Source organism: Streptomyces sp. NPDC085932 (genome assembly GCF_044540525.1).
In the GTDB taxonomy this organism is placed as follows: Bacteria; Actinomycetota; Actinomycetes; order Streptomycetales; family Streptomycetaceae; genus Streptomyces; species Streptomyces levis.
On the sequence record NZ_JBITSJ010000002.1, the window covers coordinates 1,379,218 to 1,392,539 of the forward strand.

11 protein-coding genes are annotated in these 13,322 nt (G+C 72.9%); 8 read left to right on the forward strand and 3 right to left on the reverse strand.

Annotated elements, in window-relative coordinates; translation table 11 throughout:
• Positions 1 to 5: 5 nt before the first annotated feature.
• The gene (locus ACIGAQ_RS15370) at positions 6 to 1,835 is read right to left on the reverse strand and encodes an endonuclease/exonuclease/phosphatase family protein (RefSeq protein ID WP_399782869.1); all 1,830 of its coding nucleotides are present in this window, start codon (positions 1,833 to 1,835) and stop codon (positions 6 to 8) included.
• Positions 1,836 to 2,142: 307 nt separating this feature from the next.
• Between ACIGAQ_RS15370 and ACIGAQ_RS15375 the strand changes: the two genes are divergently transcribed.
• The 5 genes from ACIGAQ_RS15375 (at position 2,143) to ACIGAQ_RS15395 (ending at position 8,926) form a co-directional block, all read left to right on the forward strand.
• On the forward strand, positions 2,143 to 3,561 hold the full coding sequence (locus ACIGAQ_RS15375; protein ID WP_362282124.1) for a hypothetical protein: 1,419 nt from the start codon (positions 2,143 to 2,145) through the stop codon (positions 3,559 to 3,561).
• 145 nt (positions 3,562 to 3,706) lie between these two features.
• Complete coding sequence (locus tag ACIGAQ_RS15380; protein ID WP_399782873.1) at positions 3,707 to 5,152, forward strand: alkaline phosphatase PhoX; 1,446 nt, start codon at positions 3,707 to 3,709, stop codon at positions 5,150 to 5,152.
• Between the two features lie 336 nt (positions 5,153 to 5,488).
• Entirely contained in the window at positions 5,489 to 7,072 is a 1,584-nt protein-coding gene (locus ACIGAQ_RS15385; protein WP_399782876.1) for a TROVE domain-containing protein, read from the forward strand.
• 106 nt (positions 7,073 to 7,178) lie between these two features.
• Entirely contained in the window at positions 7,179 to 7,820 is a 642-nt protein-coding gene (locus ACIGAQ_RS15390; protein WP_311683706.1) for a GntR family transcriptional regulator, read from the forward strand.
• 89 nt (positions 7,821 to 7,909) lie between these two features.
• Positions 7,910 to 8,926, forward strand: coding sequence for a 1-aminocyclopropane-1-carboxylate deaminase (locus ACIGAQ_RS15395; protein WP_399782879.1), 1,017 nt, complete (start codon positions 7,910 to 7,912; stop codon positions 8,924 to 8,926).
• 36 nt (positions 8,927 to 8,962) lie between these two features.
• On the opposite strand, the gene ACIGAQ_RS15400 is transcribed toward ACIGAQ_RS15395, so the two are convergent.
• Positions 8,963 to 9,478: a DinB family protein gene (locus ACIGAQ_RS15400; protein ID WP_311683709.1), complete on the reverse strand. Its 516-nt coding sequence runs from the start codon at positions 9,476 to 9,478 to the stop codon at positions 8,963 to 8,965.
• A 162-nt stretch (positions 9,479 to 9,640) separates the two neighbouring features.
• Between ACIGAQ_RS15400 and ACIGAQ_RS15405 the strand changes: the two genes are divergently transcribed.
• From ACIGAQ_RS15405 to ACIGAQ_RS15415, 3 genes are all read left to right on the forward strand, one after another.
• Entirely contained in the window at positions 9,641 to 10,093 is a 453-nt protein-coding gene (locus ACIGAQ_RS15405; RefSeq protein WP_399782882.1) for a VOC family protein, read from the forward strand.
• A gap of 112 nt (positions 10,094 to 10,205) precedes the next feature.
• Complete coding sequence (locus tag ACIGAQ_RS15410) at positions 10,206 to 11,243, forward strand: LacI family DNA-binding transcriptional regulator (RefSeq protein WP_399782885.1); 1,038 nt, start codon at positions 10,206 to 10,208, stop codon at positions 11,241 to 11,243.
• Between the two features lie 156 nt (positions 11,244 to 11,399).
• Positions 11,400 to 11,975, forward strand: coding sequence for a helix-turn-helix domain-containing protein (locus tag ACIGAQ_RS15415; RefSeq protein ID WP_311683715.1), 576 nt, complete (start codon positions 11,400 to 11,402; stop codon positions 11,973 to 11,975).
• A gap of 115 nt (positions 11,976 to 12,090) precedes the next feature.
• Here the strand turns inward: ACIGAQ_RS15415 and ACIGAQ_RS15420 are convergent, their stop codons facing one another.
• Entirely contained in the window at positions 12,091 to 13,293 is a 1,203-nt protein-coding gene (locus ACIGAQ_RS15420; RefSeq protein WP_399783196.1) for a TerD family protein, read from the reverse strand.
• Positions 13,294 to 13,322 lie beyond the last annotated feature (29 nt).

The following is a 13,322-nucleotide window of genomic DNA, read 5'->3' on the forward strand; positions in this document are numbered from 1 at the left end:
TGGTGCTAGGGACGGAACCGCAGGACCTGCGGGTCGTGGTCGCTGATCTGGTCGTGGAACTCCGCGTTGACGTGCACGCTGTCGTACTCGAAGTCGCAGCCGCGGCGGATCGACGGGCTGATCAGGATCTGGTCGAGGACCTGGCTGTTGCCCTGGTAGACGTAGGAGTAACGCTCGCCGCGGGGGAGCGACTTGATCGCCGACCAGAGTTCGCCCTCGCCCTCCAGGAGCTCGGCGGTGCGGGAGAACTCGAAGTCGTTGATGTCGCCGAGCGTGACGACGTCCGCGTTCTTCTGGGTGTCGAGGATGTCCTTGACGAAGGCGTTCACCAGGGTGGCCTGCTGGTGGCGCTGCGTCTCGGAGCTGCGGGCCGGCGGCTGGTACTGCGAGGTCAGGCCCTGGTCGCCACCCTTGGAGTTGAAGTGGTTGGCGATCACGAAGACCGTGCGGCCGCGGAAGACGAACTCGCCGGCCAGCGGCTTGCGGCTGTTCTTCCAGGCCTCGTCGGCGGGGGCGATGCGGCCGGGGCTGAGCGTGAGGTGCGCCTTGCCGCGGATCTTCGTCACGCCGGTGGCGGTCGTGGCGTCACCGCCCGGGCGGTCCGCGAAGGAGACCCGCTCCGGGTTGAACAGGAACGCCTGGCGGATGTTGCCGCCGGGCTCACCGCCGTCGGTGCCGTCGGCCGGGTCGATCGAGCGCCAGTCGTAGCGCGGGCCGCCCGCCGCGACGATCGCGTCGATCAGCTTCGTCAGGGTCTGGTCGGCGGCGACCGTGCCGTCGTTCTTCGCCCCGTTGTTGTCCTGGATCTCCTCCAGGGACACGATGTCCGGCGACCGCAGGTTGTTCACGATCGCGGAGGCGTGCGCGGCGAACGTCTCGTCCGTGGGGTCGAGGTTCTCGACGTTGTAGGTGGCGACGGCCAGTTCGGAGGAGCGCTGCTTGCGGGTGGTCTCGCGCTCCCGGCCGGCGCTGTCGAGTGTGCCGAGTTCGCCGGCGACGAGGGTGTAACCGCCGAACTGGTTGTAGTCCAGGGGCCCGGCCGTGGTGCCCGCGAGGGTGTCACCGACGTTCGCCTTCGGGAAGTCCGCCGACGGGCCGAGGGACTGGATCTGCAGACGGCCCGTGTTCTGGGCGTCGTAGGAGCCGTAGACCGTGCCGCCCTGGCGGGTGCGGTTCTCGTGCGGCTTCACCGTGACCCAGAGCTCGGTGTACGGGTCGGTGGCGCCGACCACGCGGGTGTCGGCGACCTTGACGGTCATGCCCTCCAGGGACTCGTAGTAGTCCAGGGCGTACTTCGCGGGCTGGAGGGGGAGCGCGTTGATCGAGCCGTTCGCCGCCGGGTCGCCCGTGGGGGTGTACGCGGCGGGGACCGAGCGGGCGGTGACGGCCGTGGCGGCGGGCAGCTCGTTGCCGCTGGAGAGGACCGTGGTCGTCGGCTTGGTGATCTCCGTCAGGGCCTGGTTGCCGGAGCCGGTGCCGCCGGGGACGTACTCCGCGACCGTGCCGCTGACCTTGACGGAGTCACCGACGGCGACGCCCTTCGGGGTGGAGCTGGTGAAGACGAAGACGCCCTCGCTGGTCGCCGGGTCGGCGTCGGGGCTCGGGTCCTGGATCCAGAAGCCGCGCGAGGAGCCGTAGGTGCGCACGCCGGTGACGATTCCGGTCACGTCCGTGACCTGCTTGCCGGCGTACGGGGATATCCGGGTGTCGCCCTGGATGTCGTGGACGCGGACCGATTCCGCGTGCGCGGGGGTGGTGAGGACGATCGTGGAGGCCGCGGAACACGCGGCGGCGACGGTGAGCGCGGCGAGACGCGCGGACGACTTGCTGGGCAACGGGAATCCCTCCGGGGACGTGACAGGGCGCCGGGACGAGGGTGGTGCTCGGACTGTCCGCCGTTACGCGTGGGGCGGGCGGGGTGTGACGCGCGTAGAAGACGCCGGGTGGGGCGCCTGGTGGGGCAGGTCCGGTGAACAAGTGTCCGCCGACTTCTACGCGCGTCAATCTCCAGCCTGTCCATGTCACTTGTCAAGGTTTCGGCCATGTACGGCAGCCGACGAAGAGATGAAGTGGGCGGCATGGGTGGAAATCCGTCTAGGCTGAGCGGCTGAGTCACCTGAGGCGCGCTAGGAGAAACAGCCGATGTCAGACAGCTCCCCCCTGCCGCCGGTGCGGCTGCACACCGAAGCGGAGCTGGCGCGCGACGCGCTGTCCACGCCGTTGCTGTCCCGGGCCGCCCGGCTCGCCCGCTGGGCGGGGCCGGACACCCGCGTCGACGCCGGGGGAGGGCTCGTCGAGGAACAGCTGCCCGCGGCCGCCGAGGCGCTCGGGCTGAGCGGGGACGACGCCGCCGCCGACGCCAGTGAGGCCTGGCGGGTCGCGGTGGACGCCGGGCTCGTCGAGATCGTCGACGAGGAGGAGGGCACCGTCCGTGCGGGCGAGGACCTCGCGCTGCTCACCGGCGGCTCCCCGCACGACGTGCTCGCCGTGTGGCTCGCGGCGCTGGAGACCGTGCTCGCCGACGCGAGCGTCCCCGACCTCGACGGACTGCTCGACGAGGACGGCGAGGTCGACCTCTCCGCCCTCGACTGGGACCCCGAGGCCGAGGCCGAGTTCCTCGACGGCGTGCTCGGCAACCTCTACCTGCTGACCGCCGGCGAGGACGCGCCCGGCGAGTCCCCGGTGCCCCTGCCGGCCCTGGCCGCCTCCGTGATCGTGCCCAGCGACATGGGCGAGCCCACCAACGACGTCCTGGAGCAGGTCTCCGACGCGATGATGCGCCTGGACGACCAGTTCCGGATGCTGGAGCCGGTGGGCCTCGTGGCGTACCAGCCCGTCGACGAGGCGCTCATGGCCGACGCCGACGAGGAGCCCGCGGCGCCCGTCGACGACACCGACGTCACCCGCTACGGCATGGTCCGGCTCACCCCGCTCGGCCTGTACGGGATGCGCGCGCGGCTGCTGGAGGCCGGGTTCGAGGCGCCGGCCGTCGGGGACCTGGCGGACAAGGGCGCCGACGCGCTGCTCGACGGCACGGCGGCGTTCCCGCCGGCCGCGGCGCAGGCCGAGACCGAGCAGTGGCTGCAGCGGCGCGAATCGCTCGCGGCCGCGCGGGAGTTGCTGGCGGCGGCCCGCGGCTCCGACGCCGGGGCGCCGCTGCGGCGGCTGCGCTGCCAGCAGGCGCTGTCGCTGGTGGGCGCCTCGGCCGAGCCGGCGTTGCGCGAGGTGCTGGACGACGCCGAGCTGGGCGGGCTCGCCCGAGTGTGGCTGACCGAGCACGGGGCGGCGGACGTGCCCGCGCCGTCCGAGGCGATGGTGTACTGGCTGACCATCGACACGGTGGCCGCGCAGCTCGCCGCGGAGGGGAACTCCGAGGAGCTGCGCGCCCTGGTCGAGGGGCTCGCGCAGCAGCACAGCGGGTTCTTCGCGGCGGTGTGGCGGGTCGACCATCCCGCGACGGCCGACGTGCTGGAGGCGATGGGGCGGTTGCATCCCGACAAGAAGGTGGCGAAGGAAGCGCGGAAGGCCGCCTTCAAGGCGCGATCGCAACAGGGCGGTTGACGCCGGTGCGGCGCGCCGTCGCGGCTTGGCGCGCCGTTCCCCGTGGCCCCGGGGTGTTGTTCAAGCGGAGTTCACATGTGAGCGGGACGGTGTCGCCGAACGAGGTTCGCCACCCTCCACGGCATCCCCCGTCACAGGAGACTCCATGTCGCTCACCCGCAGGGACTTCGCCAGAAACTCCGCGCTCACCGGTGCCGGTGTCGCGCTGGCGGGCAGCGTCGGCGCCCTCGCCACCGCACCGAACGCCCTCGCGTCCTACGACACCGACGGCGCCGAGGGCGCGGCGGACGCCCGGCACGGGGTCGGCTACGGGCCGCTCGTGCCCGACCCCGAGGGCATCCTCGCCCTGCCGGCCGGCTTCTCGTACAAGATCATCACCTACAGCGGCAGGACGAAGCTGGAGTCGGGCGAGTTCACGCCGTCCAACCACGACGGCACCGCCACCTTCGACGGCCCGCGCGGCACCACCCTGCTCGTCAACAACCACGAGCTGAAGGGCCCCCGCGCCAACTGGACGCACCCGGTGCCGCTCACCGAGGGCCTCGTCTACGATCCCGCCGCCTCCGGTGGCTGCACGGTCGTCGAGATCCGCCCGGACGGACGGGTCGCCGAATGGGTGGGCATCGCGGGCACCTCCACCAACTGCGCGGGCGGCCGCACCCCGTGGGGCACCTGGCTCACCTGCGAGGAGAACTCCGACCGGGCCGGCACCAACGGCATGACCAGGGACCACGGCTACGTCTTCGAGGTCGACCCCGTCGACCGGCGCGCCAACCGCGACCCCAAGCCGCTCAAGTTCTTCGGGCGTTACGACCACGAGGCCGTCGTCATCGACCCCAAGCGCGGCCACGCCTACCTGACCGAGGACGCCTCCGGCCCCAACGGCCTCTTCTTCCGCTGGACCCCGCCCCAGGGCTTCGCGTACGGCCCCGGCAGGTTCCGCAGGCTCGCCGACGAGGCCGGTGTCCTCCAGGCACCCAAGTGCTTCGACTCCGGCGGGAAGTTCGTCGACGACCTGTCCCGTGCCACCAGGATCGGCACGGTCTACGGCGTCGACTGGGTGGACGTGCCCGACCGCGACGCCCGCACCACCCCCGTGCGCAAGCAGTTCGGCGCCGGCGAGGTCACCCGGGCCCGCAAGCTGGAGGGCATGTGGTGGGGCGACGGCGGCGCCTACATCGTCTCCTCCTACGCCCGTGAGGAGAGCCCGGTTCAGCACGACGGGCAGGTCTGGTTCTACGACCCCAAGCGCCGGACGCTGACGCTGAAGGTGCTGCTCGGCGTGAACCCCGACCCGTCCCGCGACGGCGCCTTCGACGGCCCCGACAACATCACCGTCTCTCCCTACGGCGGCCTCGTCATCGCCGAGGACGGCGAGGGCGTGCAGCACCTGTTCGGGGCGACCGACAGCGGACGCACGTACCCGATCGCCCGCAACGAGCTGAACATCGGCACCGCGGAGGAGCCCGAGTACAGCGAGTTCGCGGGAGTCACCTTCTCGCCCGACGGCCGGACCCTCTTCGCGAGCATCCAGACGCCCGGCATTCTGCTCGCCATCACCGGTCCCTGGAAGCGGCAGAAGAGGAATTAATTCGCTCGCAGGTCCGGTTCCGCGCCTCCTACAGTGAGATCACAACGTCACGCACTTCCCGGTGCGATGGCGGCGGCTACTTCTCTCTCCAAGAATCCGACGCCGCCGCCGACTTGATCTCGGGAGGCGCGGCATGGTGTGGGTGCCCGGTGCGAAGGCAACGGTTACTTCCTGGGATCGGACGGTTGCGGGTTCAAGTCCCGTCGGTGGCTTCGGGCCGCCGTAGCTCAAGGGGTAGAGCATCTGAATTGGTCCGTCGCCGACTTCTGACCTCGGGCACCCACCTTTTCCTGCCGCGGCTCCCTCGAACACGGAAAGAATTCGGGGGAATTCACCATGGCGCGATTCAACGGCAAGGCGGCACGGGCCCGTCCGGTCTCGCGGGTGACGTCCACGGGACGTGTGCTGCGGACCTACGAGGGCGGCCGGGGCCGGGAGCGGGACGCCCGCTCCGAGCTCTTCCTGCTCGCCGTGAGCAACTTCGTCACCCAGCAGACCTTCTACGAGACCGGCGCCGACCGTGACGACCGGTTCCGCCGGCTCGTGCGCGAACTCGCCGTCCAGGACCCGCAGTGGACGGCCGGCCTGCTCGGCTGGCTGCGCGGCGCGGGCAACCTGCGCACCGCCTCGGTGGTCGGCGCGGCCGAGTACGTCAAGGCCCGCCTCGACGCCGGCGCGACCGGAGGCCCGTCGAACCGGCAGGTCGTCGACTCCGTGCTCCAGCGCCCCGACGAGCCCGGCGAGCTGCTCGCCTACTGGACCGCGACATACGGCCGGAACGTGCCCAAGCCGGTCAAGCGCGGCATCGCCGACGCCGTCAGCCGCCTCTACCACGGCAAGTCGCTGCTGAAGTACGACACCGCCTCCAAGGGCTACCGCTTCGGCGACGTCCTCAACCTGGTGCACGCGGCGCCCGACCCGGACAAGCCGTGGCAGGGCGAGCTGTTCCGCTACGCGCTCGACCGGCGGCACCACCCGGACACCGCCGTGCCGCCCGCTTCCAGCCGCACGCTCACCGCGCACCGCGCGCTCATGGCGCTGCCCGTCGCGGAGCGGCGCGCGCTCGTGACCGCCGAGGGCGGTGCCGAGCGGCTGGCCGAGGCCGGGATGACGTGGGAGGCGCTGGCCGGCTGGCTGCAGGGCCCGATGGACAAGGCGGCCTGGGAGGCCGTGATCCCGTCCATGGGCACCATGGCGCTCGTGCGCAACCTGCGCAACTTCGACGAGGCCGGGGTGTCCGACGAGGTCGCCGAGCGGGTCGCGGCGCGGATCAGCGACCCGGCGGAGGTCGCGCGCTCGCGGCAGTTCCCCTTCCGGTATCTCGCCGCCCATCGGCACGCCCCCTCACTGCGCTGGTCCCACGCCCTGGAGCGTGCGCTCGGCCACTCGCTGGCCCACGTGCCCGTGCTCTCCGGCCGGACGCTGGTGCTCGTGGACCGCTCGGGCTCGATGTTCTGGTCGCGGCTGTCCGACCGCTCCGAGCTCAACCGGGCCGACGCGGCGGCGATCTTCGGTACGGCACTCGCGCTGCGGGCCGAGCGCGCGGACCTGGTCGAGTTCGGCACGACGAGCGACCGCGTGCCGTTCCGCCGGGGCGAGTCCGTGCTCCGGGTCCTCGACCGCTTCCACAGCCTCGGCGGCACCGACACCACGGAGGCGGTGCGCCGGCACTACGAGAAGCACGACCGGGTGCTGATCGTCACCGACGAGCAGTACACGCACCACCACCTGGGCGACCCGACCGAGCAGATCCCGGCCGACGTGCCGGTCTACACCTGGAACCTCGCCGGGTACCGGGCGGGCCACGGCCCGTCGGGCACCGGGAACCGGCACACCTTCGGCGGTCTGTCGGACGCGGCCTTCCGGATGGTGCCGCTGATCGAGGCCTCCCACGACGCCGACTGGCCCTGGGCGGCCTGAGCGCCGTGACCCGCACCGCGTGGGGAGTGCGGGTCACGGACCTCTGGCCCCTTGTCCAGGCCCGACCCCTTGCTGAAGCCTGGACTGACATCTAACATTTCAGTTCATGGAAGCCATCCGGCCCGTTCCCCGGACCCTGCTCAGGGACCGGGCCCACGCGGCCATCCGGGACGCCATCGTGGCCGGGGAGCTCGAACCCGGCGCGGTGGTGCGGGACGCCGACCTCGCCGAACGGCTCGGGCTGTCCCGGGCGCCGGTCCGCGAGGCGTTCTCCCGGCTCGTCGACGAAGGGCTGCTGGAGAGCAAGCCGCAGAGCCACACCCGTGTGACCCCGCTCGTCGCCGCCGACGTCCGGGACGCCGCCGCGGTGGTCGGCGCCCTGCACGAACTGGTGACCCGCACGGCCGTGCCCCGGCTGACCGACGCGGACCTCGCCGTGATGCGCGCCGCCAACGAGCGGTTCGCCGCGGCCGTACGCGCCGGGGACGTGGACGCGGCCCTGCGCGCCGACGACGACCTGCACGAGGTACTCGTCCGGGCCGGCGGCAACCGCGCGGCGGCCGCGACCGTGGCCCGCTACACCCCGCTCATCCGCCGTCTGGAGCGCCGGCGCTTCGGCGAGGGCGGCAACTGCCGTTCGGCCGGGCTGCACGAGCGGCTGATCGACGCCTGCGCGGCCGGCGACACGGCCGAGGCGGTCCGCGTCACGGCCGAGATCTGGCGGGGCCTGGAAGAGCTCGCCGACTGAGGCGGACCGGAACGGCTCGCAGACCGAGACGGACCGGCGAGCGAACCCGACCGGGAACGACCCGGACCGACACCGACCCGGAGGGACCCATGGCCCTTTCCTCGTACGCGCGTTACCCCCTCCTGTTCGGGCCCTCGCCCGTCCATCCCCTGGAGCGCCTGACCGCACACCTCGGGGGTGCCTCCCTGTGGGCGAAGCGGGAGGACTGCAACTCCGGCATCGCCTACGGCGGGAACAAGACCCGCAAGCTGGAGTACCTGGTCGCCGACGCCCTCGCCCAGGGCTGCGACACGCTCGTGTCGATCGGTGGGGTGCAGTCCAACCACACCCGCCAGGTCGCGGCCGTCGCCGCCCGCGCCGGACTCAGGTGCGTGCTCGTCCAGGAGAGCTGGGTGGACTGGCCGGACGCCGTGTACGACAAGGTCGGCAACATCCTGATCAGCCGTCTCGCCGGGGCCGACGTCCGGCTGGAGCGGGCCGGGTTCGGGATCGGGTTCAAGGAGAGCTGGGAACAGGCCCTCAGGGAGGTCGAGGAGTCGGGCGGGAAGCCGTACGCCATCCCGGCCGGGGCCTCCGACCATCCGCTCGGCGGACTCGGCTTCGCCGCCTGGGCGTACGAAGTGGAGCGGCAGGAGCGGGAGCTGGGCGTCTTCTTCGACACCGTCGTGGTGTGCTCGGTGACCGGGTCGACCCAGGCCGGCATGGTCGCCGGGTTCGCCGCCCTGGAGGAGGCGGGCGGGCGGCCCCGGCGCGTGCTCGGCGTCGACGCCTCCGCGAAACCGGCCGCCACCCGGGCCCAGATCGCGCGCATCGCCCATCGCACCGGGCAACTCATCGGAGTGAAACGGGAGTTGACGGAAGCGGACGTCGAGCTCGACGAGCGGTACCACGCGGGCACGTACGGCGTCCCCGACGAGACCACCCTGGCGGCCATGCGCCTCGCGGCCCGCACCGAGGGGATGGTCACCGACCCCGTCTACGAGGGCAAGTCCATGGCCGGGATGGTCGACCTGGTGTCACGCGGCGAGATCGGCCGGGACTCCACGGTGCTCTACGCCCACCTGGGCGGCCAGCCGGCGCTGAACGCGTACAGCGCCCTGTTCTAGGGCGGCGGTGCGGCAGCGGCCGCTGCGGGGCGCCGCCTAGTAGTAGCCCTTCGTCCCGTCCAGCAGCTCGCGCACGATGTCCGCGTGCCCGGCGTGCCGCCCCGTCTCCTCGATGAGGTGGATGAGCATCCAGCGGAGGTTGGCCCGGGCGGAGGCGTACCCGGGATGGCGGCCGGTGTCGTCCAGGGACGCCGCCGCCACGATCTCGTCGCTGCGGGCGCACTGCGCCTCGTAGTCCGCGAGCACCTGCGCCAGCGTGAGGGAGCCGGTGTGCCAGTCGGCGTCCTCCTCGGTCTCGTCGAAGGAGGGGTTCTGCGACGCGTCCCCGCCGAGGAACAGCACCTCCAGCCAGGTGTGCTCGACCCACCGCATATGGCGGACGAGACCGGCCATGGTCATCGCGGGCGAGGTCGGGACCACGGAGCGGTGCGCGTCCGCCTCGGCGAGCCCCTCGCACTTCCAGCGCAGGATCCGGCGTTGCAGGTCCAGCCATCCGAGGAGCGCGGTGCGTTCGTCGGCCTGGAAGGGCGGACGTGGCAGTGAAGGGGTCATGCCGGCGGACCGTAGCGTGCGCGTCGTCGGGCTGTCGCCGGATTTTCTGCGCCCCCGGAGGCCCATGACCCGCGACACCGATCGGTGCGCCGACTGCCGACCGGGAATCAACCGTCCGGGCGGCCGGTTGTCAGCCGTGACCGACGTCACCGAGGAGCCGCCATGACGGACCGACCAGCCGACGAATCAGCCGCCGGACCAGTTGTCGAACCGGTCGTCGAACCAGCCGTCCGGGAACTCCGGCTGGTCGTGACCGCCGACGACTACGACGCCGCGCTGCACTTCTACCGGGACGTGCTCGGCCTGCCCGAGCGGGGCGCCTTCGCCTCCGAGGACGGCCGGGTGACGATCCTGGAGGCGGGGCGGGCCACCCTGGAGCTGACCGATCCGAACCACGCCGCGTTCATCGACGAGGTCGAGGTGGGGCGACGGGTGGCCGGGCATATCCGGGTGGCCTTCCAGGTCGACGACTCCGCCGCCACCACCGCCCGGCTCGCCGCGGCCGGCGCCGAGGTCGTTGCCGAGCCGACCCGCACCCCTTGGAACTCCCTGAACTCCCGGCTCGAGGCGCCGGGCGCGCTGCAGCTGACGCTGTTCACCGAGCTCGGCGACTGAGGCGCCCGGGTCCGCCCCGCCGGGGACCCGCCGGCCCCACGTCGGCAGGGCGGGGCGGGCCCCGCTCGTCCGTCCCGCCGGGGCGCGTCCGGCGCCGGATAAGGTGCTGGACGTGCGGACGGACAATCAGCCCGCGGAGCCGGGAGCCGAGCGGCCCGACGGCACGCGGCGCCGGGCCACGATCCACGACGTCGCACGCCTGGCCGGGGTGTCACGCCAGACGGTCTCCCGGGCGGTCAACGACCAGGGCGAGATCGGTGCGGCCACCAAGGAACGGGTCCTGGAGGCGGCACGGCTCCTGGACTACCGGCCGAGCCGGTTCGCGCGCGGGCTCGTCCGCAAGGGCGCGGTGACGGCCGGCCTGGTCATCCCGGACCTGCGCAACCCCTTCTTCCCCGAGGTCGCCGCCGGGGTGCTGGAGGCCGCCGAGCAGCGCGGCTGGCAGGTCGTGGTCTGGGACTCGCGGATCGACGGGGCCCGGGAACGGCAGGCGCTCGACGTGCTCTCCCACCAGGCGGACGCCGTGGTGGGCTACTTCACGGACCCCGACGACGTGCTCACCCGGCACCTCGGGGGTGTCCCGCTGGTGCTGCTGGAGCGCGGCCCGCAGCAGACCCGGTTCGCGGCCGTCGGCATCGACGCCGCGGCCGGCGTCGCCCAGGGCATGGACCACCTGTACCGCCGGGGGCATCGCAGGATCGGCATGCTGGACGGCGTGCACGGCCCCGGCCGCCGCCGGCAGGCCTTCCTGGAACAGGCCCGGCGGCTCGGCCTGCCCGTCGACGAGGACTGGGTCGTCATGTGCCCCGAGCACAGCGTGAGGGGCGGCGAGGCCGGCATGGAACGCCTGCTGCGGGAGCGGCCCGGGATCACGGCCGTCTTCGGCTTCAACGACCTGATCGCCGTCGGGGCGATGCGCACCGCCCGCCGGCACGGTCGCCGGGTCCCCGACGAGCTGGCCGTGCTGGGCTTCGACGGCCTCTCCCTGGGCGAGCTGGTCGATCCGGCCCTGACCACCCTGCACATCGACAAGCGGCAGCTGGGCCGGCTGGCGGTGGAGCAGGTGGCCCGGATGCGGGCCGGCGAGGAGCCCTTGCGCGGAGCGGAGGCCTGGGTGACCCCCGAGCTCCTGGTGCGCGAGTCCGCCTGAACGCGGCCTGCCGACCGGAGCTTGAACACCCCTTCGGGTTCGTGGGCTGCCCCTGGTGCGGGAGTCCTCTTGAGGCGGGGCCCTGCGGGGCAGGGCGTCCGGGGGGCGCGTCTCGGTAGGGTGCGGAGAGAGTCCCGGTCGGTGAGGAGTGGTCGCGTGGCGCAGGTCAGGCCCATGCGGGCGGATGCCCGGCGCAACTACGAGCGGTTGCTGCGGGTGGCCGTGGAGGCGTTCGCCGAGCACGGGGAAGGGGCGTCGCTCGACGACATCGCCAAGCGGGCCGGGGTCGGCTCCGGGACCCTCTACCGGCACTTCCCGACGCGGCACGCCCTGCTGGAGGCCGCCTACCTGGACAGGATCGAGGCGCTCGCGGCCCGGGCCGACGCGCTCGCCGCGGAACTGCCGCCGGGCGAGGCACTGCTGGAATGGCTCCATGAACTCGGCACCGGGATGATCCGCATGCGCGGCCTGCGGGCACTCCTCGGCCCGGCCGTCACCGAGGGCGACTCGGCGGCCGCCACCGCCTGCGGCGACTGTCTGGGGAGCGCGGCGGGGCGGCTGGTCCGGGCGGCGCGGGAGGAGGGCACGCTGCGGCCGGACGTGGAACCGATGGACGTGCTGCGGCTGGCCCACGGCGTGGCGACGGCCTCGGAACTGGCCGACGGGCAGGGGCGCCACATCCGGCGGTATCTCGCGCTGCTGACCGAGGGGTTGCGGCCGCGAGGCCGCTGACACGGGGAGCAGGCGGGCGCGCCGCCGTGGGCCGGGCGCGGGTCGCGGGCCGCCGTGCGGACGTCGGACGCCCCCGGGCCGGGGGCGTCCGAGACGTCGGTCGTGGCGTGTGGCGTCACAAGGCCTGGGCCGCCGGCTTCACCATGCCCCTCACCGTGCGGGACTTCACGAAGTCGCCCATCGCCGTCATGTCCCACTCGCCGGAGAACTGGCGGATCAGCTTGGCCATCATCACGCCCGTCTGGGGCTCGGCGCTGGTGAGGTCGAAGCGGACCAGCTCCTCGCCGGTCGTGCCGTCCAGGAGGCGGCAGTAGGCCTTGGCGACCTCCGTGAACTTCTGGCCGGAGAAGGAGTTGACCGTGAAGACCAGGCCGGTGACCTCCTGGGGCAGGCGGCCGAGGTCGACCGTGATGACCTCGTCGTCTCCGCCGCCCTCGCCCGTGAGGTTGTCGCCGGAGTGCCGGATCGCGCCGCCGATGATCTGCAGCTTGCCGAAGTAGCAGCTGTCGAGGTGGTTGCGCTGCGGCCCGTAGGCGATGACCGAGGCGTCCAGGTCGATGTCCTTGCCGCGGTAGGCGGGCTCCCAGCCGAGGCCCATCTTGACCTGGGAGAGCAGGGGACGGCCGCCCTTGATCAGGGAGACGGTCTGGTTCTTCTGGAGGCTGACGCGGCCCTTGTCCAGGTTGATCTTCCCGGCGCCGGGCGCGGGCGGCGGGGGCGTGGCCGGGGCGGCCGGCGGTGCCGCGGGCGCGGTGACGGGCGGGGCCGGCGGCTGCACCGGGGCCGGCGGCGGCGTCACCGGCTGGGCCGGGGCGGCCGCGGCCGGCTCCTCCACCGTGACACCGAAGTCCGTGGCGATGCCGGCGAGGCCGTTGGCGTAGCCCTGGCCGACGGCGCGGGCCTTCCACTGGCCGTTGCGCAGATAGATCTCCACGACCACCAGGGCCGTCTCGGCGCCGAGCTGCGGGGGCGTGAACGTGGCCAGGACGGAGCCGTCGTCGCCGTTGCGGATCGTGGCCGTCGGTTCGATGCCCTGGAAGGTCTGGCCCGCGGCGTCCGGGCTGGCCGTCACGACGATCTTCTCGATGCCCGGGGGGAGGGCCGAGGTGTCCACCACGATCGCGTCGGGCGCGGTGCCGCCGCCCGAGCGGTAGGTCACGCCCGGGCCCGAGGGCTGGTTGTAGAAGATGAAGTCGTCGTCGGAGCGCACCTTGCCGTCGGCGGTGAGCAGCAGGCCCGATACGTCGAGCCGCACCGGGGCGGCGACGTCCACCGTCACGCGGGCGGCGGACAGGGGGATGTTCGAGCCGGGGGTCATAGCTGTCATGCCGGGTGAACGAGCGAGGC

Coding starts and splice junctions, on each gene's coding strand:
- ACIGAQ_RS15385 (WP_399782876.1), top strand. CDS start 5,489: ATGGCGCGATTCAACGGCAAGGCGGCACGGGCCCGTCCGGTCTCGCGG.
- ACIGAQ_RS15395 (WP_399782879.1), top strand. CDS start 7,910: ATGGCCCTTTCCTCGTACGCGCGTTACCCCCTCCTGTTCGGGCCCTCG.
- ACIGAQ_RS15375 (WP_362282124.1), top strand. CDS start 2,143: ATGTCAGACAGCTCCCCCCTGCCGCCGGTGCGGCTGCACACCGAAGCG.
- ACIGAQ_RS15405 (WP_399782882.1), top strand. CDS start 9,641: ATGACGGACCGACCAGCCGACGAATCAGCCGCCGGACCAGTTGTCGAA.
- ACIGAQ_RS15380 (WP_399782873.1), top strand. CDS start 3,707: ATGTCGCTCACCCGCAGGGACTTCGCCAGAAACTCCGCGCTCACCGGT.
- ACIGAQ_RS15420 (WP_399783196.1), bottom strand. CDS start 13,293: ATGACCCCCGGCTCGAACATCCCCCTGTCCGCCGCCCGCGTGACGGTG.
- ACIGAQ_RS15400 (WP_311683709.1), bottom strand. CDS start 9,478: ATGACCCCTTCACTGCCACGTCCGCCCTTCCAGGCCGACGAACGCACC.
- ACIGAQ_RS15390 (WP_311683706.1), top strand. CDS start 7,179: ATGGAAGCCATCCGGCCCGTTCCCCGGACCCTGCTCAGGGACCGGGCC.